Annotated in this window: 19 protein-coding genes and 1 pseudogene; 3 read left to right on the top strand and 17 right to left on the bottom strand. The window is 55.1% G+C overall.

Translation table 11 applies throughout. The features are described from left to right. Positions 1-141: 141 nt before the first annotated feature. From tuaD to ACFVVF_RS20205, 17 genes and pseudogenes are all read right to left on the bottom strand, one after another. Positions 142-1485, bottom strand: a complete 1344-nt coding sequence (gene tuaD, locus ACFVVF_RS20285) for a UDP-glucose 6-dehydrogenase TuaD (RefSeq protein WP_387813632.1) — start codon at positions 1483-1485, stop codon at positions 142-144. Then, a complete protein-coding gene (gene galU, locus ACFVVF_RS20280) occupies positions 1486-2388 on the bottom strand; it encodes a UTP--glucose-1-phosphate uridylyltransferase GalU (RefSeq protein ID WP_042168343.1) in 903 nt (300 codons plus the stop codon). Next, complete coding sequence (locus ACFVVF_RS20275) at positions 2375-3514, bottom strand: DegT/DnrJ/EryC1/StrS family aminotransferase (protein WP_387814288.1); 1140 nt, start codon at positions 3512-3514, stop codon at positions 2375-2377. The genes galU and ACFVVF_RS20275 overlap by 14 nt, the downstream gene beginning before the upstream one ends. 178 nt (positions 3515-3692) lie before the next feature. After that, a complete protein-coding gene (locus ACFVVF_RS20270) occupies positions 3693-4370 on the bottom strand; it encodes an acetyltransferase (protein WP_387813630.1) in 678 nt (225 codons plus the stop codon). After that, the gene (locus ACFVVF_RS20265) at positions 4367-4975 is read right to left on the bottom strand and encodes a sugar transferase (RefSeq protein WP_272945320.1); all 609 of its coding nucleotides are present in this window, start codon (positions 4973-4975) and stop codon (positions 4367-4369) included. The genes ACFVVF_RS20270 and ACFVVF_RS20265 overlap by 4 nt, the downstream gene beginning before the upstream one ends. A 129-nt stretch (positions 4976-5104) precedes the next feature. Next, positions 5105-6109, bottom strand: a pseudogene (locus tag ACFVVF_RS20260) (glycosyltransferase family 4 protein); the annotation flags it as partial. 44 nt (positions 6110-6153) lie between these two features. After that, positions 6154-7191, bottom strand: a complete 1038-nt coding sequence (locus ACFVVF_RS20255; RefSeq protein ID WP_387813628.1) for an NAD-dependent epimerase — start codon at positions 7189-7191, stop codon at positions 6154-6156. Beyond that, positions 7188-8423 (bottom strand): glycosyltransferase family 4 protein, encoded by a 1236-nt coding sequence (locus tag ACFVVF_RS20250; protein WP_387813626.1) that lies wholly within the window; start codon positions 8421-8423, stop codon positions 7188-7190. The genes ACFVVF_RS20255 and ACFVVF_RS20250 overlap by 4 nt, the downstream gene beginning before the upstream one ends. After that, on the bottom strand, positions 8401-9054 hold the full coding sequence (locus tag ACFVVF_RS20245) for an acyltransferase (RefSeq protein WP_387813624.1): 654 nt from the start codon (positions 9052-9054) through the stop codon (positions 8401-8403). The genes ACFVVF_RS20250 and ACFVVF_RS20245 overlap by 23 nt, the downstream gene beginning before the upstream one ends. Next, positions 9035-10342, bottom strand: coding sequence for a hypothetical protein (locus ACFVVF_RS20240; RefSeq protein ID WP_387813622.1), 1308 nt, complete (start codon positions 10340-10342; stop codon positions 9035-9037). Before ACFVVF_RS20240 ends, ACFVVF_RS20245 begins: the two co-directional genes overlap by 20 nt. Next, complete coding sequence (locus tag ACFVVF_RS20235) at positions 10332-11492, bottom strand: glycosyltransferase family 1 protein (RefSeq protein ID WP_387813620.1); 1161 nt, start codon at positions 11490-11492, stop codon at positions 10332-10334. The genes ACFVVF_RS20240 and ACFVVF_RS20235 overlap by 11 nt, the downstream gene beginning before the upstream one ends. Before the next feature lie 5 nt (positions 11493-11497). Beyond that, positions 11498-12898, bottom strand: a complete 1401-nt coding sequence (locus ACFVVF_RS20230) for a flippase (protein ID WP_387813619.1) — start codon at positions 12896-12898, stop codon at positions 11498-11500. A gap of 15 nt (positions 12899-12913) precedes the next feature. After that, positions 12914-14749, bottom strand: a complete 1836-nt coding sequence (locus ACFVVF_RS20225) for a polysaccharide biosynthesis protein (protein WP_387813617.1) — start codon at positions 14747-14749, stop codon at positions 12914-12916. Positions 14750-14772: 23 nt separating this feature from the next. After that, positions 14773-15453 carry a CpsD/CapB family tyrosine-protein kinase gene (locus ACFVVF_RS20220; protein ID WP_387813615.1) on the bottom strand — a complete coding sequence of 227 codons (681 nt, stop codon included), beginning with the start codon at positions 15451-15453 and terminating at the stop codon, positions 14773-14775. 9 nt (positions 15454-15462) lie between these two features. Next, a complete protein-coding gene (locus ACFVVF_RS20215; RefSeq protein ID WP_387813613.1) occupies positions 15463-16236 on the bottom strand; it encodes a YveK family protein in 774 nt (257 codons plus the stop codon). A gap of 761 nt (positions 16237-16997) precedes the next feature. Beyond that, positions 16998-17270, bottom strand: a complete 273-nt coding sequence (locus ACFVVF_RS20210; RefSeq protein ID WP_387813611.1) for a hypothetical protein — start codon at positions 17268-17270, stop codon at positions 16998-17000. A gap of 124 nt (positions 17271-17394) precedes the next feature. Next, complete coding sequence (locus ACFVVF_RS20205; protein ID WP_387813608.1) at positions 17395-18459, bottom strand: lactonase family protein; 1065 nt, start codon at positions 18457-18459, stop codon at positions 17395-17397. Between the two features lie 260 nt (positions 18460-18719). On the opposite strand from ACFVVF_RS20205, the gene ACFVVF_RS20200 reads away from it, so the two are divergent. The 3 genes from ACFVVF_RS20200 to ACFVVF_RS20190 are packed head-to-tail and all read left to right on the top strand — an operon-like array spanning position 18720 to position 20530. Beyond that, positions 18720-18935, top strand: a complete 216-nt coding sequence (locus ACFVVF_RS20200) for a hypothetical protein (protein ID WP_387813606.1) — start codon at positions 18720-18722, stop codon at positions 18933-18935. A 24-nt stretch (positions 18936-18959) separates the two neighbouring features. Further along, positions 18960-19673: a futalosine hydrolase gene (locus ACFVVF_RS20195; protein WP_387813604.1), complete on the top strand. Its 714-nt coding sequence runs from the start codon at positions 18960-18962 to the stop codon at positions 19671-19673. 17 nt (positions 19674-19690) lie between these two features. Beyond that, a complete protein-coding gene (locus ACFVVF_RS20190) occupies positions 19691-20530 on the top strand; it encodes a 1,4-dihydroxy-6-naphtoate synthase (protein ID WP_387814286.1) in 840 nt (279 codons plus the stop codon). Positions 20531-21129 lie beyond the last annotated feature (599 nt).

Genomic DNA, 21129 nt, shown 5'->3' with positions numbered 1-21129 from the left:
CGGTTCATCAATCCGATTTCAGCGGCGCGCACTGCCGGCTGGACTCCGTCAGCACGACCTCACCAGTCGCCAGCCTGCCGGCCAAAACGGCGGCGCGCACCGTCAGCGAATGATTCACCCCCTCTCCCGGATCGTTTCCCGCTACATATTGACCGATTTCCGCCCCTCTTGAAGCCGGTTGACCGGTCTGCGTCCGATGGAGTAATAAATAAAGCCGCGACGTTCCATATCCACTGTATCGAAGCAGTTGCGTCCATCAATAACGACTGGCACCTTCATGCTTTCACGGATTTGAGTCAAATCCATCGATACAACATCCTCCCATTCGGTCAAAATAACGCAAGCATCGCTGCCCGCAACCGCCTGCTCCGCAGATGCTGCGTATTGCACATCGCCAGGCAGCAGCTTCGAAGCCGCTTCTGCCGCAATCGGGTCATAAGCCCGTACCGCAGCGCCTAGCTTCAGCAGTTCCGGTATGATGGACAACGAAGGCGCTTCGCGCATATCGTCCGTATTCGGCTTGAACGCCAGGCCAAGCACAGCAATCTGCTTGCCCGCCAAGCCGCCAAGCGCTTCCCGCAGCTTGTCCATAATGACGAAGCGCTGCTTCTGGTTCGTACGAATGACCGACTTCAGCAGTTCAAACTCATAGCCCGCTTTATCCGCGATATGCGCCAGTGCATACGTATCCTTAGGGAAGCAAGATCCGCCGTAGCCGATACCGGCTTGCAGGAACTTGCCGCCAATCCGGCTGTCGAGCCCCATACCTGCTGCTACATCCTCTACGTCAGCGCCAACCTTTTCGCAAATGTTAGCGATCGCGTTAATGAACGAAATTTTCGTAGCCAGGAATGTGTTGGCCGCATATTTGATCATTTCTGCGCTCTCCAGATCCGTCTTGAACACTTTCGTCTTGAACGGAGCATGCAGCTCCTCGATAACCGATGCCGCCTCCGGATTATCCGAGCCGATAATGGCGCGGTCCATGTTCATGCAGTCAGAAAGTGCGGAGCCTTCGCGCAAAAACTCCGGGTTGGAGACGATATCGAAGCCAATCCACGGATATTTTTTATTCGCCTGCACAACCTCGCGGACAAGCTCGCCTGTACCGACAGGCACGGTGCTTTTGTTCACGATGATTTTATGCCCGTTCAGATGCTCGCCGATTTTGCGCGCCGCCGACATGACGTAACGCATATCCGCTTCTCCTGTCTCCGACATCGGCGTGCCTACCGCAATATAGACGATATCCGAAGCTTCGATCGCCTCGCCGACCTCGGTCGTAAACAGCAGCCTTCCTTGCTCCTTGTTGCGGGTTACCATTTCCTGCAGCCCCGGCTCATAGATAGGAATCTCGTTCCGGTTAAGCAGATCGATTTTGCGCTGATCGACATCGCAGCAGATTACCCGATTGCCGATTTCTGCAAAACAAGCACCCGATACGAGCCCAACATAACCTGTTCCGATTACCGTTATTTTCTTCATCTATTTCGCCACCTTATTTAGAATGGGAAAATGTTTCTCGTAGACGTTCTGCACATAATTGAGCACGTCTGCTTGCAAATCTTCGCGCTGCAGGGCGAAATCGAGCGTCGCTTTAATAAAGCCAAACTTGTCGCCGACATCGTAACGTACGCCATCAAAGTTGTAGGCGAGCACATTCCGCAGATCATTCAGCTTTTTGATCGCGTCCGTCAATTGAATTTCATTGCCCGCTCCTGGCGCCTGATGCTCCAAAATATCGAAGATTTCCGGCGTCAGCACGTAACGGCCCATAATCGCGTAATTGGAAGGCGCCGCTTTACGCGAAGGCTTCTCGACAAGGCCGTCCAGGAAAAATACCGAAGGCTCAATCGAGGAGCCTCGAGGTGCGATGATCCCGTATTTGGACACATCGTCGTCGCTGACGCGTTGAACGCCAACGACCGAGGACGAATAACGGTTGTACACGCGAATCAGCTGACTGAGGCACGGCTCCTCCGATTGCACGATATCGTCGCCAAGCAGCACGGCAAAAGGCTCGTCGCCTACAAAGCTGCGGGCACACCAGATCGCGTGGCCGAGACCTTTTGGCTCTTTTTGCCGGATGTAATGGATATTGGCCATTTCGGAAATGTGGCGAATCTGGTCAAGCTCCTTCGTTTTCCCTTTTTTGGCCAGCATGTCTTCGAGCTCGAACGTTTTGTCAAAATGGTCTTCGATTGCCCGCTTGCCGCGGCCGCTGACAATGAGAATGTCCTCGATGCCGGAAGCGATCGCTTCCTCGATGATATATTGGATAGTCGGCTTGTCTACAATCGGAAGCATTTCCTTCGGTTGAGCTTTCGTTGCCGGCAAAAACCGGGTGCCGAGACCCGCGGCTGGAATAATCGCTTTACGCACTTTCATGAGACATCCTCCTAGTCGTTTGGTATAAGCTGTCTTGAATCACTTCGATAACCCGATCCTGCTCTGCAATCGTAAGACTGGAGCCGGAAGGCAGGCACACACCTTGCTGGAACAAGCTCTCCGAGACACTGTCCCCCTCCGCATGCGGATAGTAAGCGTATTGCTGCAGCAACGGCTGTATATGCATCGGCTTCCATACCGGACGCGCCTCGATATTCGCCTTCGACAAACGCTCAATCAGCTCTACCGGCGTCAGACTTGTCGCATCGGGGTTCAGCGTCAAGGTTGTCAGCCAGCGATTAGCCCGGCCAAAATCGGCCTCCGGCATCATTTCCACGCCGTCAAACTTCGCCAGTGCATGGGCGTACCGTTCAAATACAGCGCGGCGGGCGTTCACCCGCTCCTCCAGCACACGCAGCTGACCACGGCCGATGCCGGCTAAAATATTGCTCATCCGATAGTTGAAGCCAACCTCGGTATGTTCGTAATGCAGCGCCTGCTCCCGCGCCTGTGTCGCGTAAAACCGAGCTTTGCTCAGCGCCTCCAAGTCGTCGGATACGAGCATGCCGCCTCCGGATGTCGTAATAATCTTGTTGCCGTTGAACGAGTAAATCCCGAACTTGCTGAGCGTACCGCTTGCCTGTCCCTTGTAAGTAGCGCCAAGGGACTCGGCAGCATCCTCGATGACCGGCACTTCATAACGGCTGCAAATTTCATTGATCGCATCCATATCGGCGCTTTGGCCGTACAGGTTCACGACGATGACCGCTTTCGGCAAACGGCCAATACGCTGCGCATCCTCGAACGCACGCTGCAAAGCAGCCGGCGACATATTCCAACTGTCGCGCTCGGAGTCGATGAACACCGGTTCACCGCCCTCGTATAGAATCGGGTTGACGCTGGCAATGAAGGTCAGCGTCGATACGAAAACGCGGTCGCCTCTTTCCACTCCGAGCAGCCGAAGCGCCATATGAATAGCTGCTGTACCCGATGACAGTGCCACAGCGCCTCGCGAGCCGACATGCTCAGCCAGTTCGCGCTCGAATTGGTCCACATTGGGACCAAGCGGCGCAATCCAATTGGTGCGGAACGCTTCCTCTACAAATTCGCGTTCCAGTGACCCCATGTGAGGGGGGGATAATAATATCCGTTGATCCACGTCGAAGCAGCTCCTTTTCGTTTGCAGGCGTAAACGGCTGTCCGCTGCTATAGGGGCAGCGCGCGTTTCGCATTATATAAGGGCAACAATTACATTGCCGGTCTGTCTATGTCTCTGTCCTATCCTAGTTCGGGCCCTGCAACACTCACCGAATCGCTTTCGCCGGCACGCCAACCGCGGTTACGCCGTCCGGCACATCCCGGACAGCAATGCCGCCGGCGCCGAGCACCGACCAGCTCCCGACCCGTACACTCGGAATAAGCACCGCGCCGCTGCCAACATGTGCACCTTCTTCCGCGACAGCCGCTCCAGCCATCGTCGCATTTGGCGATACGTGGGCGAATGCGCCTACGATCGCGTCATGATCGACAACCGCGCCGGAGTTCACAATGGCATGCGCGCCGATTACAGCGCCAGGACCGATCACGGCACCAGGCATCACGACGGTGCCGAGGCCAAGCCGTGCATCCTCGGCGACGCAAGCCGCCGGATGAATGAGCACGGCATACGCCGCTTCCGGCAGCGCCAGCCGCTCGGCGATAGCCCGCCGGGTCCGATTGTCGCCGATGCCGATGACGACATGCATATCCGGCTCATCAGCCAGAAAATTATGCAGCTCAGCAATCGGGCCATAAGGCAGCCCGCCGCGCAGCTCCACGGCTGCAAAGCGGTCATCAAGCACTGCCGCCAGCCGGTAGGAAGGCGATACCCGCGCGATATCCATCAGCACGCGGCCATGACCGCCAATGCCGACGACGATGAGCGGACGCCGGACCGGCGGCTCCAGCTCCGTCCCGCCGTAAAGGCTGTCCCGGTAATTCATGACGCATTCCCCATTTCCCGGCTGCCGGTAAATTTATGGACGGTTGCTTGCCCCTGCTGGGAAATTCCGTCTCTCTTTAGCACCTTCACGACTGTCTTAACCAGAATCCGCAGGTCAAAACCTAGTGATTGCTTCTCCACATACTCAATATCCAACTTAAATTTATCTTCCCACGACACCGTGTTGCGGCCGTTCACCTGCGCCCAGCCGGTAATGCCCGGCCGGACGTCATGACGGCGAGCTTGCTCCTCGGTATACAGCGTTAAATATTCCATCAGCAGCGGTCTTGGTCCAACTAGGCTCATGTCGCCGCGAATAACATTGAACAGCTGGGGCAGCTCGTCCAGGCTCAGCTTGCGAAGCAAGTGGCCGACCTTCGTCATGCGCGCCTCGTCGGGGAGCGGCTGGCCGTTCCGGTCTACCGCATCCCGCATCGTACGGAACTTCAGCACATAGAACGGGTTGCCGTATTTTCCCGGCCTCTGCTGCTTGAACAGCACAGGCGAGCCCAGCTTCAAACGCACCACCAAGCCTACGGCTGCCATGACAGGCAGCAGCAGCAGCGCCGCTGGCACGCTAAGCACCAGATCAAACAATCGCTTCACGAAAGCATTCAGCCTCACGCCGATTTTGCGCGACCGTGCGGCTCTGCGCCCCGTCTCCCGGTAGAGCCGCTGCAGCCTCTCGACTACGCGGGCTTCCGTGAATTCCGCATCGATTCGGCTGCGGCTAGCTTCTCCAAAGCGCTCGCGCAATGAAGCGTCTCCCATCACCGTCGACAATGACTCACTCAAAACCGCCGCATCCCGATAAGGAACGAGCAGTCCTGTCTCACCATGCGCCACTAGCTCCCTCGTGCCAAGCACATCGGTTGCCACAACGGGCTTGCCTAGCGCCATCGCTTCCATGAGCGATCTTGGGATGCCCTCCTTCTCGGAGGTAAGCGAGACGGCGTCGGCCATCAGAATCCAAGGCACGATTGACGGCTGTTGGCCGATGAAGACCACATCCGCTTTCATGCCATTGCTTTCCACATACCTTTGCACGGCAGCTTCCAGAGGTCCTTGTCCAGCAAGCACCGTCACCCAGTTAAGCCGGCCTGCCTGCTTCAATTCAAGCAAAGCTTCCATCAGCAGAAAATGATCCTTCACCGATTCGAATCGCGCGGCCATTAGCAAGAGCGGCTTGCCTTCGGCGATGCCATGCTTGCTGCGCAGCTGCTCCAATACTTCCGGCGTTACGGATAAAGCCCGTCTCTCCAGCCGTTCTTTATCTACGCCATTGCCTTCGATGTACACCGGCCGCCACGGAGCAAGGCGCTTCAGCACCTCCGCATCCTCCGCATTTTGCGAAGCAAGCGCGTGGCAGCAGACAGCTCCAACCTTCTCCAGCGTCCGATACAGCTGGTATGCCCGCTTCGGCTGCCCTTCGTAGAAAGGCAGACCATGACTCGTATGGATGACTGTCGGTACCCGTGCCAGCATGGCTGCGACTCGGCCGATAATGCCTGCTTTTGCCGTATGCGTATGCACGATGTCGTAACGCTCCTTGCGGAACAGCCGGTACATCGCCCAGATCGAGCGCAGATCGGCAACTGGCTTGATTGAACGCTCCATCGGAAGCATCTTCCATTCGAACGGGTAGGCTTGCATCGCCTGCTCATCTGCCCCTTCCGGCGACGAGATGAAGGTCACCTGATAGCCTGCCTGCTGCTGAAGCAGACGAAGCTTGTCGCCCATAATTTTGTGGCTGATGCCAGAGGTGCATATATGGGCTACTTTCGTCATTTGCTCGCCGCCTTTTCCAGCTGCTTTGCCTCGTCATAATAAGCGCGATACCACTCAGCGAACCGGGCGATGCCTTCTTCAATCGTCGTATCCGGCTTGAAGCCGACATCCTTCATCAGCCCGTCGATGTTCGCATACGTCGCAGGCACATCGCCCGGCTGCATTGGCTTATATTGAATGACCGCTTCACGGCCCAATGATTTCTCGATCGTACGGATAAAATGCATAAGCTCAACCGGCTGGTTGTTGCCGATGTTGTAAACCTTGTAAGGCGCATAGCTTCCGGACGGGTCCGGACGGCTGCGATCCCAGGACGGGTCCGGCTGCGGCACATGGCCGATTAGCCGGTAGATGCCCTCTACAATGTCATCGATATAAGTGAAATCACGCAGCATCCGGCCTTCGTTGAACACGTCGATCGGCTCGCCCGCCATGATCTTTTTCGTAAAGCTGAAGTACGCCATATCCGGCCGGCCCCAAGGCCCGTATACGGTGAAAAACCGCAGCCCTGTCGTCGGCAAGCCGTAGAGATGGCTGTACGTATGTGCCATAAGCTCATTCGCTTTTTTCGTCGCTGCGTACAGGCTGACCGGGTGGTCGACGCTGTCGCTGACGGAGAACGGCATTTTCTCATTCGCACCGTACACCGAGCTGGAAGAAGCATAGATCAAGTGCTTAATGCCCGCATGACGGGACGCTTCAAGCACATGGCCGAAGCCTTTCAGATTCGTCTCCAGATAAGCGAATGGATTGGTCAAGCTGTAACGTACGCCAGCTTGCGCCGCCAAATGAACGATAACCTCTACCTTTTCCGTGCGAACAAGCTCAAACAGCTTGTCGTAATCTGCGATGTCCAGCTCCACGCCCGTGAAATTCGGGTCCGGCAGCAGCTGTGCGAAACGATCGCGCTTCAGCTGCACCTCATAATAGTCGTTGAAGTTGTCGATGCCGATTACGCGCTGTCCTTCCCGCAAAAGGCGGGAGGACAGATGATAGCCAATAAATCCGGCAGCTCCTGTTACTAAAATCGTCATAGTGCCTCCACCCTCTCATTGGTATAGGTCGTTCTTACCGCTCCGCCGGAGCGGACATATTCGCCAAATGACCGCCAGAATGCCTGGCGTTTCGCATCCAGACGAACCTTCGTATAACCGCGTGATTTGCCAAAGTTACGCTCCGCCTGCTCCTTCACCCAAGCGCGGTCTGTGGCAGCCCGCTTCAGCTGCTCTGCCAACTGGCCGACTTGACCCGGCCGGTGCAGGCAGCTCTCATGAATCAGCTCCGGAATGCCCCCGGCCGTTGAGCCCAGCACCGGGCATCCGCGGCTCATCGCTTCGATCGTTGCCCGCGGCAGCCCTTCCTGATAGCTAGGCTGCAAGTAGAGATCGATATTGTCCAGCCATTCGAATACGGCTCCGCCGCTTGGCAGAATGCCTTCGAAGGTAACGGCGCTGCCGATGCCGAGCTTGTCGGCCATCGCCTGCCAGCGCGAGGCATCTCCGTCACCCAGCACCCGGAACCAGACCCGCGGAAGCTGTGGCTTCGCCTTGGCGATCGCCTTCAGCGCGATGTCGATTCCTTTCGTCCGGCCGTTCAACGAGCCGATTAAGCCAATGGTCAGCGTCGTCGTGTTATTATAGGATGCGATCCGCTCCAGCCTGCGGGTCAGCACTTCATCACCCGGCTCAGGAATTTCAACGTTCGAGCAGGATTCAGTCATCCCGTTTGTGCAAGGATAGCGGTTTTGCAAAAACTGCTCCGTTACATAGAGAGAATAAGGCGCGCTCTTGACCAGCGCTCGTGTCTGGGCAAGCGCCATTGGCGCATATAACTTGCCCTGCACGTTGCCGTAGTTCCACAACCCGTCCCAAGCGCAAGCTACTACTTCGACCGCATACGGCTTGCCCATGCTTTGAGCGACGCGGATGGCTTCCGCGCCGATCTCGCTCGGAACCCGGGCGATCACCGCGTCGGCTTTGCCGATCGCCTCACGCAGCAGCTGGTCAACATAGCCGCGCTTCGTCAATTTATTAACCGGATTGCTGAGAGAAGGCAGGACGAGAAAATCGACATTCGCGCCGCTCGACAGCGTTTTGCCAGCCATGTCGGCATCCAGCGGCGTTTTTTTGCCGCGGCAGGCAATCGTCAACTGGTCGAATACACCGAGATACCGCTCCCATACCGCATAAGGAAGCTTGCCGCCGGAGAAAAACTTGCCCGATTCATTGAAATAAAACGTATGATCATGTGCCCAAAGCAGCTTCATGACTTTCCCTCCTTATATGATTTGATTTCGAATTTGCTTGTGAATTGTCGAGCGGAACAAGCTCAATCCGCTTTACGACTCGCGCCGGAACGCCGGCAGCAACGACGCCTGGTCCTACTGGTTTATTAACAACGGCACCTGCCGCAATAACCGAGCGCGGCCCGATTTCAACGCCAGCCAGAATACGTACACCGCAGCCGATCCAGACATCTCGTCTGATCGTAATCGCCGAACCCGTCACCGGATTGTCGCGAATCGGGAGCGAAGCATCGCTCCATGTATGCTGAAAGGATACGAGCGACGACTGATGCGCGATAGATACTTCATCCTCGATCGTCATTCCGCCGTACGCATCGATATAGCATTGCTTATGAATGCTCACATTAGAGCCAATCGACAACCGTTCGGGATACCGAAGCTCCACCGACCGTCCGATCAGCACATTGTCGCCGCAGTGCTTAGCAAGCCTGCGCAGCAGGCAGTAGCGGAAGGCGACGCCGATCAGCTCCGGCAGCCAGTCGCTCAGCACCCACAGCCATTGCAGCAGCGGGCGCGGAAGCGGCCGAAGCAGCAGTTCCACTACTCGCAGCACCGGACGGAACTTGCCGAATTTATCGCGTCCCCGCATCATAATTCCCTCCTGTAGAATCCGATTGGATAGCGTCTTTCCGACGCATTATTGTCGGAATTTTCAGATGTTTCATGCTGAACGAATGGCGGCACCATACGAGCGTATAAGCGCTAATCGTATAGATCACAGGAACGACAGGCAGCTTTTTACGCACCATGTTGTCTCCGATCGTACCGAGGCCGTAATCCAGCGATCTTCCCGTTACCGTCGCATAGCCGACTAAGACGAGCACGCAGGCATAGGTGAATATAACGATGGCCGCCATCAGGTAAAAGCGCCGCGTCTCCTTGAACTTAATGCAATGAAATACCGACATCGCCAGCATGACGGCCATGAACAGCGCCTCCAGCGTCCGAAGGAACAGCTTCGGCTCCCAATTGCCGAGATTCGAAGGATTTGGACTAATGAACAAGAAGACGGACAGCATTCCCGCATTAATGACCGCTAACGGGCCAACCTGCAGCACGATCAGACCGACTGCGCCAATCATGATGATGAGCGATCCCCGCAGCCGCTGTGTATACAGCAGGTAGAAGCTGATCGTATAAATAATGGCGTAATCCCGGAGTCCGGTCGCATAGAGCATAACCAGCACGAATACGATCCACTGCTTGCGAAGCATCAGAATCGCACCGTACAGTCCAAGCAGCACGCAGGTGATATCCTTAGCGAACAGCGAGGACATGTACATCAGCGAAGGGCTGACCATCAAGCCAAAGACGATGATGACTGCAAAAGACCGCTGCGATTGCTCCGGGTCAAGCTCCGGCTTCGTTGAAGGTGGCAGCACATACTTGAACCACTTGTGATTCATACGATAGGCCGCGTTGACAATCAGGAGCAGCAGTACCGTATTAAGCAGGATGATCGCCATCGGATCCTCCAGCTGCAGCCACTTGAAGAACGGCATGTACAGAAGGCCGAATATCGGCACCGCCGATATATTCATCCACTGCGTCTCGATATGCTCCATCGCATAGGGCATATAGTCGCTTAAAGTCTGGAACGTCGTTACCTGCTCGAAATAATGAATTTCATCCGGCCCGGCGAGCGGATTAACGGTCGCCCCGTAGATGAGCTTACCGATCAGCATGACCGTAAACCCGGTCATCAGCAGCACTGGCGCGTTCGGCCAGCGAAGCAGCGCGAACACCGGCAGCAGCAAGCCGCTGTAGATAACGATCGCAATTGTCTCGTCCAGCGCAAATACCCATCTCGCCGTCAAAGCGAGCATCAAGGCATAAGCGAGGACGGTAACCGTACGCAGGTCAATTCGTTCAACCCGCATACATCCGCTCCAGTCTGGCCGCGCTGGCTTGAATGTTGTAGCCGCGCTCGCTAAGCGCATGGGCTCGTTCGTTCCAATCGCCCGCACCGGCGCCTAGTCCTTGACTTGCCGACGCGGCTCCTCCGCCTGCGGCAAGCTCCGCGATGCCTCTTGCCCAGCTCTGCGGCGTATCTCCTGCAGGCAGCCGGCTGATCATGCCAAGACCAAGATCGGCCTCGCGCGGCACCTCCTCAGATACGAGACATGGAACGCCCGCCGCTTGCGCTTCAATCAGCACAATGCCAAGCCCTTCATATAGCGATGGCAGCACGAAACCGTCAAGCGCGCCGAGCAATTCCGGGATATCCTTGCGCAGGCCGAGAAACCTGACCTGCCGGTCAATGCCAAGCTCTTCCGCCTTATGCTCCATTTCGCCCCGCAGCGGACCGTCCCCGACGAGCAGCAGCTGCGCTTGCGGCTCCTTCTTCAAGTAAGCGGCGAAGGAATCCAGCAGCAGCACATGGTTCTTCTGCCTGCTGAACCGGCCGATATGACCGAACAGCGGCCCCTCTTCACTTGCCCCGAAACGGCTGCGCAGCTCCGAGCGGTCTTCCGGCAGCGCCTCGTAAGGCGCCAGCGATATCGCATTAGGGAACACAGCTACCCGCTGATCCTTCCAGCAATTGCTGCCGAACAGCGATTCGCAAGCGGCCCTGGAGCAGCCCAGCATCATCGTCGCATTCTTCCGGATAAGACTGCGCATATAAGCGCGATAAAGCGTGCGGATTGGCGAAGATGACTTGCTGTCATTCGTATTGTGGCTATGGCTGATACGCACCGGCACGCCAAGCTGAGCCGCCAGCTTCAATACATAACCGCTGAAGCCAAATACATGGCTGTGGACAGCAGCATACGGCCCATGCTTCTTCATGTTCGCCAGCAACTGCTTGCGAAACGGGCCGATGCCGTTTTTCGGCGGCGGCTGCACGAACAGCGTCCCGCCCAGCGCCCGAATTTCATCGTCGTAGAACGCCGGCTCGGGAGACTGGACGGCAAAATGAAATTCGAATCGGTCCCGGTCGATGTTCCGGTAGACATTCATCAGCAGCGTTTCGATCCCGCCCGGATGCATTTTTCCGACGATGTGCAGCACTTTTATTTTTTGAGTCATTTGCATTACACTCCCGATTCATGATCTTCTCTTGCGTCGCCGGATGTGTTCTTCTTCCGAAGGCCAAGTCCCGGCGCCCAAGCCAGTGTCTGAACGCCCGGTTTACGGCGAACCAGCAGAACCGCGCCGATGTTCCATGTCATCATGGAAGCAGTAGCCGCGATCGCTCCGCCTGTCATACCCATGGATGGAATCAGCAGGCCATTGAGCACCGCATTGACGATAGCCGCCACAATGAGCACCTTCGTCAGTGCGTTTTGCCCGCCGGTCATCGTAGCGACGATACCGTTCTGGCCGCAGTACGCGTTGAATACTTGACCGAAAACAAGAATGAGCATCGCAGGATAGGCCTGCGTAAATTCAGAACCGAACAGCCCCAGCGTCCAGTGGCCGAACAAGCAGAAAAACAAGCCAACTACAGCGGCGAACACGAACCCGACTCTGCCGGTCGACGTACATACCTTTTGCAGCGTATCCATGTCGCCTTTTGCATACGTTTCAGATATGAGCGGCGAAGCCGTCATGTTAACGGCAGTGAGCATAAACGCGACAAGCGTCGCAAGACGGACCGCAACAGAGAAAATGCCGGACTGCGTCTCGCCCTCCATCAGACCGAGCATTAATACGTTCAGCTGTCCAAGAATGAGATAAACTCCGGCATTAGCCATCATCGAGCCGGACAATCTCATCCAGCTTCGAGTCTCATATGCAGGAGCAACTCCCTCTATCTGAGAGCCGATCCGTTTCTTAAGAACAACTGCGCCAACGATATAAGAGACAATGACTGCCAGAACGAAGCAGATCATCGCGAGCCCCGCATTCGCTGTAATGCCAAGTGCCGCAGCAGCGAATACAAAGGCGATCGTTAGTACCGGACGCAATATCTTTTCCGGCATTTGCGCGTACACGACGTCCTTAAGTCCTTGCAGCGCGCTTTGCCGCAGCGTAGCGAGCGTCAGCAGCGGAATCGACGCAAAGCCCGCCGCATAAGTAATCGCTTTGGCTGTATCGCCGACTGCGTCTCCCTTCAAGGTGACGAAGATCAGTCCGCCAACGGCCAGCACAATAGACAATACAAGCCCGATCTGATTGCTGCGCTTGAGCAATCCCTTGATCAACCCCCACTCTTCCTTGACCCGGTAGGCGGCGACCAGCTTCACGATCGTCGTATCAAAGCCAAGCTTCGCGGGGAAAACCATGAATGTGACGACAGTCGTCACGAACGCGTAAATACCGTATCCGTCGACGCCGAGCAGCCGCGCCAGCGCAACCTGCATCAGCATCGCCAATGCCATGCCGGCCGAGTTGATCAGGAAGCTTGCGCTTCCGCCTCTGCTAAGCCGTTTGGCGAACGCCGGCTGCGCCGATTTTGCCGCTTGCCCCGCCGTATCGCCCGTAATCATCATCAATTCCCTCCTTCATCAGCCAACTGCCGTCGTTCCCGTATTGCGGTAGGACGGTACCAAGTGCTGCAGTACGGCACGTATCTCGTCCGGGTGCTGCCCCAGCACCTTTTCCATTTTTCTTATTTCGAAATCAAGCTCGGTCCGGTTAAGCTGCGCCGGACGGCCGATAAAGATCCGATTATGCTTCGTCGAGGAGAGCCCCTCTTCATTGGTCAGCAGCTCTTCATACAGCTTCTCTCCCTCGCGCATGCCGGTGAAGGCAATGTCGATATCGAGGTTTGGCTCAAAGCCCGAGAGACGGATCAGGTCGACAGCCAAGTCGTAAATTTTGACCGGCTTGCCCATATCGAGAATGAACACCTCTCCGCCCTTGGCGAAGGAGCCGGCTTGAATAACGAGCTGAACGGCCTCGGGAATCGTCATAAAGTAACGAACCATCTCTGGATGCGTGACCGTTACCGGACCGCCCTTCAAGATCTGATCCTTGAAGCGGGGGATAACGCTGCCCCGGCTGCCAAGAACATTGCCGAACCGCACGGCTACGAACTTCGTTGCGCTATGCTTGTCCAAGCTCTGAATGAACATCTCAGCGATCCGCTTCGTCGTACCCATAACGCTCGTCGGGTTAACCGCCTTATCTGTAGAGATGAGTACAAACCGTTCAGCTCCGTATATGTCCGCGCATTCCGATACATTTTTCGTGCCAAACACATTGTTCTTAATGGCTTCAGCCGGATTTCGCTCCATGAGCGGTACGTGCTTATGCGCCGCTGCATGGAAGACGACCTGCGGACGATATTTAGCAAACACGGCATCAATCCGGGTACGGTCCTGCACATCGGCGATGACCGTCTCGATCTGAAGATCAGGAAAAACACTGCGCATCTCCATCTCGATGTTATAGATACTGTTCTCACCATGGCCGAGCAGCAGCAGCTTTCTCGGGGAGAACGGCGCGATCTGACGGCAAAGCTCCGACCCAATCGAACCTCCTGCTCCTGTGACGAGCACCACTTTCTGCTCCACATAACCTGCAATATGCTCCAGATCGGTACGAATCGGATCACGTCCGAGCAAATCCTCAACGCTGACATCCCGCACGCGGCCGGAAGCGCCTCGTCCGTCAATCATGTCCTGCAGATCCGGTACGATCCGCAGCTTCACCTTTGTCGTCTTGCAAATGTTGACCAGCGCCGAGATTTGCGTCTTCGATACGGAAGGCATCGCAATAATGATCTCGTCGATCCGGTGGTTCTCTACGATGCAGCCGATATCGCCGCGTCCGCCGAATACCGGCAAGCCCAGCACTTGCATCCGGTGCTTGTAAGGATCGTCGTCGATAAAGCCGACCGGCGTCACGTTGACACCGTCATTTTGCTGCATTTCCTTCGCGATGAGCGTGCCGCAGCTTCCGGCTCCGATAATGAGCGCCCTGCGGGAAATGGGATGTTTTTTCACACTGTACTTGTCGCAAAAAGCCCGCCAAGCAATGCGAGGTCCCGCCATAAGCGCCGCAATGCCGATAAAGTGATGCAGCATCAGCAGCGTTTGCGCTTGACCTTGGAGCACCCATGCCGCTGCAAACGGGATAAGCGCGGCAAGCAGTGCCGTTTGCAAAATGCATTTCAATTCAGCAATGCCGGTGTACTGCCAAATGCGGCGGTGCAGCCGGTGCCGGGTCACGCTCCAAAAACCGATTGCCGTCGAAGCCGCTCCGTAGAGGAGCCAGCCCGACGACCCGCCCAATGCCTCAGAAGCCGCTGGCTCCATGGCGTAGGCGATAGCCAAGCTTAGTAATATCGCTGCCAAATCCCAGCCAATAATGACTTTCGTCCGATAAGCAACCCGCATGATCGAATTTCCTCCTTCTGGATTTACCGTTCTACGTATTCGTAATAAGGACCCGCTTCACTTTGCGCCGTTTGATTCAGCGCGACGCCGACAATTCTTGCCTGTACAAACTGCAGCGCGTTGCGGGCCTTTATAGCATGCTGTCTCTTGCCGCTGCGTGCATTAATAACGAGCAGTACGCCGTCGCAGCGCGTCGATACGATTTGGGCATCGCTCACTGCGAGTACGGGCGGCGTATCGATCAGCACAATATCGTATTGCTCCTTAAGCTTCTCCAAGACGCTATCCATTCGCGCCGAACCAAGCAGCTCAGACGGATTCGGCGGCACCGGGCCAGCCGTCAGCACATCGAGTCCGGCAATCCGGCTCTGCTGAATTGCATTGCCGAGCAGATCCTGTCCCGAGAGCACCTGAGACAAGCCGCTACGGTTGCTAAGCTGCAGCGTATAATGCGCAGTAGGCTTTCGCAGATCGGCATCAACGAGCACGACCTTTCGGCCGGAATGTGCGTACGCCACCGCAAGGTTCATAATGGTCGTGGACTTTCCTTCCTTGGGACTCGCTGACGTCACCATAAGCAGTTGAAGCTGACGGTCGGCTTCAGCGTATTGCAGGTTGGTGCGAAGCGTGCGGTAAGCCTCGGAGATCGGCGACATCGGATTGGCGTCAGTAACGATGGGGCGAAGCTCTTGATTACGTGACATGCGTCTCACTCATCCTCCTTTTGATTCTGTAACCGCCTTTGGATTCGAAGCAGTATCGGCCGAGACTGCCGCGGCCGGCTGCTTCGGCTTTAAGTCGCTTTGCCTAATATTCGGTATTGTAGAAAGCGTCGGCAATCCAAGATGCCTCTCTACAGAAGCTTCATTCCGCAAGTTGTCATCGAAATATTCGATAAGCAATACGAGCATGATGCCCAGCATAAGAGATACGACGGCTCCGATCGCAATATTCAGCTTCTTCTCCGGCTTGACCGGTATCGGCTGCTTGCCCGGGTCCGCCGTGTGCAAAATATAAACGTTGTCAACCTGCATGATCAGCGGAATTTGCTGCTGGAACACATACGATACGCTGTTGACGATGTTCGCTGCCCGCTTGTAGTCCGTGTCCAGATAGGACACCGTTACAACCTGCGTGCCATTTACAGAACTGAACTGGATATTCCGCATCAGCTGCTCCGACGTCAGATCTAGCTCTGGATGCTTCTCCAGCACAATATCCATAATGGAAGGCGTGCGGATGATCTCCTTGTACGTGTTGATCAAACTCAGATTGGTGTTGATCATGTTCAAATCCAGCTTGAACGCGCCTGCTTGCCCAACTGTCGAATTGACGATCAGCTTCGTGTAGGCTTGATAGACCGGTTTCTTGATCCATACGCTATAGGCTCCCGCCGTCGCTGTGCCGATGACGACTACAAGGACGACGATCCAAAGCTTTTTCCGAATGAGCGATAATAGTTGCTTCAAGTCTAATTGGCTGCTCAAAACGACACGAACCTCCATCCTTCTCCAACAATTCGTTTTATTCGCTTTGATTATGTCACAATCCGATTATTTACAAGGAGGGATTAAGGTAATATTTTCAAATAGGTTGCTGCTATCATTTTCAAACTCGAATAACATGCTTATTTTCCTAAAAATACAGGGACTATATCGTAAACATTTAGTAAAATGATTTCGATTTTCAGTATAAATTCATGTATTTATATGGAATTCAATGTTTTAATTCACCAGTCGAACAGGGTCTTCTATACTCCTATTGGATTAGTATATTTTAGAATCGGGATCGGTCCGTTTTCCGCATAGCTATCCGCTTTCCGGGTGGCAGGGTATAGGAGCAAGCTGATCAGCTTGTAAGGTTGTAAGAGAGGGTTAAAGGGACTTTTGCCATGGCGATGCCCAGCCCTTGGGATTCGTCCCTGACTTTATTCATATGAGGCAAATTCAATGTCCGCTTTTTGAATGCGGGATTTCTGACCGGGGGACTAGGCATTGCCGCCTTTTCATGGCCTAAAATTACCATTTTTTCCGCGAAAAAGCTTTTTGAAGATGTTTGAATGATCGATTTTGGGGTTAATATTATTTAATCTTTCTCTCATTATGGATATGCTCAAGGTGAAACCCCTGAATATTCCATTTTTATAAGCGTTTACATGAGCGCGGTTTGTAAAGGGGGATAGTCCGAGGGTAGGACGAATATTCGATATGGCACGAAAATAAGATGGAAGCTGCGTATTTCAACCTTCTTATAGGCCGGTCCCGGTTTTAAGGTGTGAAACTGCTGCTCCTTCCGGATGCGTCTGCAATTCACCTTTTTCCGCAGATATTTCAAGCATTTTCCGGCCTTGGGGAACCGCTCCAAACCCGGCTTCATTTACATGGAACAGCGCGAGCCATTTCACCCATATCGCTCTGAACATGTCTTCTAGCATATAAGCATATGCGGCCAAAAGGCCTCCAGCACTTTGCAGATAGGGACTGATGCGGCTATCCGATCCGGCTTTTTTACCCATCATCATCCACCATCCTTTAGCTTTCATTTTGCCAAAAGGAAGGCATAAAAAAATCGCCCTGCGGAAGGAAGAATGCCTCCTCCTGCAGAACGATTCTGATTTCTGGCTATTCTAGACTTGCAGCCCGAACTTAGAAGTATGCAGCCTGCACGCACACCGGTCCCGGCAGCTCAATGGAATAGCCCGTATAGACCGGCAAACCGGATGCTTCCATGCGGAACACCGCCACATTGTCAGTATCTTTATTAGCAGCCAGCAAATAGCGGCCGCCCGGCAAAATCGCAAAATGGCGCGGATGCTTGCCTTCAGTGGACACATGGCCAACCAGCGTCAGCGTGCCTGTCTCCCCGTCTGCGGAGAAGACAACGATGCTGTCATGGCCGCGATTGGAGCCGTACAAGAACTTGCCGTCTGCCGACATCGTAATTTCGGCGCAGCCGTTCGGACCCTCGTAGTCAGCCGGCAGCGTCGATACCGTCTCTACCGCTTCCAGGCGTCCGCCCTCTGCATCGTAGCGGAAAGCGACGATCGTCGAATCCAGCTCGTTAATGACATAACCGAACCGGCCGTTCGGATGGAATACGAAATGGCGCGGACCTGCGCCCGCTGCAACCGCAGTCTCGCCATGGAATTCCAGCTTGCGGCTCTCCTTATTAATTGTATAGACACGAATACGGTCGATGCCAAGATCCGGCACGAATACGAACCGGCCGTCAGGGCTAAAGAACAAGCTGTGCGGATGCGGCGCTTCGCCTTCATGCTGCTGAATGTCGAGCAGCTCGCCGATCTCTCCGTTTTCCTCAAGTGAGACAAGGCTGACTCTGCCGCCATGATAGCTGGCAAGCAGTACATATTCACTATTAGCGTCCCGTTGGATATGACAAGAAGGCGCCGTAATCGCCAGCTTGCGGTTTAATTGGCGCAGAGTGCCTCCGCCATTGCCGTCGATGCCGATCTCAAACGCAACGGCATCGCCGCCTTTTCCACCGTCAGCCGTAACGCCCTCAGCAATTGCGTATAATCTCCGGTTTGCTGCATCAACATTTAGGAACGTCGGATTGCGAAGCCCTGCGGCTTCGTCCTTCAACGACAGTGTTCCATTCTCTTCATCAAATGCGTACATATACACGCCGCTTGCGGAAGCCTCCGCATAAGAACCTATAAAGACAAACATCTGCTTCGTATGTAATGACATGTCTGTTCCCTCCATAACTCGTTTGCTCATCTATGTCCTATTGTACCCGCTGCCCCTCCATAAACCAAGTCTGTGTTGCAACGGATCCGCTGATGCTTGGAGACGGTTAACCCTGCATTATTCCTGCGAATTAGTAGGCCAACTGCTTGTGGCATCATTGCCGGAAAGTTAAGGAACCGTCAGCAGCATTGAAAAATGTGCCGTAATACGACACAATAAATAGATAGAATTGCATTCTTTATTAATGAAGGAGGCCTCTCGTGGCATTAAACCGAAGATTGACTACCGACCGGGATTTCGAGGAGGCCGTGCAGCGCGAGATTCGCGTTCGCGTGTTCCAAGATGATTATATCGTGACCAGCAACGGCATCATTATCCGGTTCGATGAAGAGACCGCCGTCGTACAGTCAGGTGTAAGCGAGATTGCATACCACGACCGGCGGACTTGCGAGTTTTTTGAAGTTCGTAAAAAATAGGAGTGCAAGGAGCTATAGACGACCATGTCTTTGAACACCTCACGTGCAGATCTTGATCTTGATCAAGACCCTGATACCACTCAGCCTAAAATATTGATTATGACAGCCGTTGCGGCAGAACGCGATGCTGTTCTGCGCGGACTGCGCGGCGACCCCCGCTTTGAGGTGCGGGAAGCCGGAGTTGGACCTGTTGCAGCAGCTGTCAGTGCTGCAACAACGCTTGCGCTGGCTGGCGAGGGCGCGTACCGCCTCGTCATTTGCGCAGGCATCGCCGGCGGATTCGTCGGCCGTGCTGCCATCGGCTCAGTCGTCGTGGCGGACGAGCTCATTGCCGCCGACCTTGGCGCCGAGACGCCGGAGGGGTTCCGGCGCGTAGATGAGCTGGGCTTCGGCAGCGCGCATATTGCCGCTGACGCTAAGCTTGGGGCTCGCCTGACCGAAGCGCTGCGGTCAGCCGGACTTACTGCTGTGCAAGCTCCCGTCCTCACGCTTTCCACCGTCACCGGAACGGCAGCCACAGCAGAGGAGCTGGCTGCGCGTGTTCCAAAAGCAGCGGCTGAAGCGATGGAAGGCTTCGGTATCGCCGCCGCTGCACAAAGCCATGGGCTTCCGGTACTGGAAATCCGCGCGATCTCCAATGCTATTGGTCCACGTGACCGGGACGCATGGCGCATCAAAGAGGCGATGCAAGCGCTGGAAGCAGCAAGCGCCGTATTAATGGAGGTAATCGAATCATGACTACTGCAAGCGACAGCTTGAAAATCGCTTTTTCCCCTTGTCCCAATGACACTTTCGTCTTCCATGCCTGGGTGCACGGCCTTGTGCCTGATGCACCGAAGTTAGAGGTGACGTATGCAGATATCGATATCACGAATCGGCTTGCATCCGACGGGAGCAATAAGCTCGATGTGCTGAAAATTTCATATGCCGCCTTGCCCTGGGTGCTCGACGACTATGCGCTGATCCCTTGCGGCGGCGCGCTTGGCCGGGGCTGCGGTCCATTGGTGCTGACGAATGGCGGCTCCTCCGATCCGGCTTCATTGAAGGGGCGCCGCGTCGCTGTACCGAGCGACCGCTCCACCGCTTATTTGCTGTTCAGACTGTGGGCAGCCCAGCTCGTTCCAGGCGGGGTTGGCGAGATCATCGTCATGCCGTTCCACGAGATCATGCCTGCCGTCCGCGACGGACGCATCGATGCCGGACTCGTCATTCACGAGGCCCGCTTCACTTATCCGAACTACGGCTTGACGATGCTCGCCGATCTCGGCAGCTGGTGGGAGTCGGATACCGGACTCCCGATCCCGCTCGGCGCGATTATCGCGCGCCGCTCGCTTGACCTTGCGGCCATCAGCCGCTGGACGCAAGCTTCGGTCGAGCATGCGTGGAAGCATCCGCAGCTGTCGCAAGCGTATGTTATGCAGCATGCACAGGAGATGGACCCGCAGGTCGCGCAAGCGCATATCGACCTCTACGTGAACGACTTCACCGGAAGTCTAGGCGGCAGCGGCTATGCCGCCGTCACCTCCCTGCTGACACGCGCAGCCGAGGAAGGGCTCGTTCCCGCCATCGATCCGGCAAAATTGCTGCTTCCTTAGCAGCACTGTTCGAAAAAGGCTGTGCCGTCTTGTTGGCACAGCCTTTTTCATGCTTCCCGCGTGCGTAACGAACCAGCTTCGCTATTTAGCGAAAGCAAGTTCGCTGCGCTGCCTGCTGCAAGCATGCCCTGTAGCTACAGCGAAGCTAGCTTCGCTACTCGTGAACCTAGGTTCTCCAACTGCGAAATTCAGTTCGCTATACTCAACAACCGCCGATCTAGCAACACTTTAGCGAATTTAGCTTCGTTAATTAGCGAACCAGCTTCGCTGAACAACAATGTCACTTAACCAACTTAACCATCCCTGCCCCTTCCTGCGATTAGAATCCAACTTTGCGCTCATCCCATACTCAGAACGAACCAGCTTCGCTATTTAGCGAAGACAAGTTCGCTGCGTTACCTGCTGCAAGTATGCCTTACAGCTGCAGCGAAGCTAGCTTCGCTACTCGTGAACCTAGGTTCACGAACTGCGAAATTCAGTTCGCTGTTGCTCAACAACCGCCGTTCTAGCAACACTTTAGCGAATTTAGCTTCGTTAATTAGCGAACCAGCTTCGCTGAACAACAATGTCACTTAACCAACTTAACCATCCCTGCCCCT

It is taken from the genome of Paenibacillus sp. NPDC058174 (genome assembly GCF_042883865.1).
GTDB lineage: Bacteria > Bacillota > Bacilli > Paenibacillales > Paenibacillaceae > Pristimantibacillus.
This window is presented reverse-complemented; position numbering and strand designations above follow the sequence as displayed.

Excerpts from the sequence above, each read along its gene's own strand:
- tuaD (WP_387813632.1), bottom strand. The coding sequence starts at position 1,485 with ATGAAGAAAATAACGGTAATCGGAACAGGTTATGTTGGGCTCGTATCG.
- galU (WP_042168343.1), bottom strand. The coding sequence starts at position 2,388 with ATGAAAGTGCGTAAAGCGATTATTCCAGCCGCGGGTCTCGGCACCCGG.
- ACFVVF_RS20275 (WP_387814288.1), bottom strand. The coding sequence starts at position 3,514 with ATGGGGTCACTGGAACGCGAATTTGTAGAGGAAGCGTTCCGCACCAAT.
- ACFVVF_RS20270 (WP_387813630.1), bottom strand. The coding sequence starts at position 4,370 with ATGAATTACCGGGACAGCCTTTACGGCGGGACGGAGCTGGAGCCGCCG.
- ACFVVF_RS20255 (WP_387813628.1), bottom strand. The coding sequence starts at position 7,191 with ATGACGATTTTAGTAACAGGAGCTGCCGGATTTATTGGCTATCATCTG.
- ACFVVF_RS20250 (WP_387813626.1), bottom strand. The coding sequence starts at position 8,423 with ATGAAGCTGCTTTGGGCACATGATCATACGTTTTATTTCAATGAATCG.
- ACFVVF_RS20245 (WP_387813624.1), bottom strand. The coding sequence starts at position 9,054 with ATGATGCGGGGACGCGATAAATTCGGCAAGTTCCGTCCGGTGCTGCGA.
- ACFVVF_RS20240 (WP_387813622.1), bottom strand. The coding sequence starts at position 10,342 with ATGCGGGTTGAACGAATTGACCTGCGTACGGTTACCGTCCTCGCTTAT.
- ACFVVF_RS20235 (WP_387813620.1), bottom strand. The coding sequence starts at position 11,492 with ATGACTCAAAAAATAAAAGTGCTGCACATCGTCGGAAAAATGCATCCG.
- ACFVVF_RS20230 (WP_387813619.1), bottom strand. The coding sequence starts at position 12,898 with ATGATGATTACGGGCGATACGGCGGGGCAAGCGGCAAAATCGGCGCAG.
- ACFVVF_RS20225 (WP_387813617.1), bottom strand. The coding sequence starts at position 14,749 with ATGCGGGTTGCTTATCGGACGAAAGTCATTATTGGCTGGGATTTGGCA.
- ACFVVF_RS20220 (WP_387813615.1), bottom strand. The coding sequence starts at position 15,453 with ATGTCACGTAATCAAGAGCTTCGCCCCATCGTTACTGACGCCAATCCG.
- ACFVVF_RS20210 (WP_387813611.1), bottom strand. The coding sequence starts at position 17,270 with ATGATGATGGGTAAAAAAGCCGGATCGGATAGCCGCATCAGTCCCTAT.
- ACFVVF_RS20205 (WP_387813608.1), bottom strand. The coding sequence starts at position 18,459 with ATGTCATTACATACGAAGCAGATGTTTGTCTTTATAGGTTCTTATGCG.
- ACFVVF_RS20195 (WP_387813604.1), top strand. The coding sequence starts at position 18,960 with ATGTCTTTGAACACCTCACGTGCAGATCTTGATCTTGATCAAGACCCT.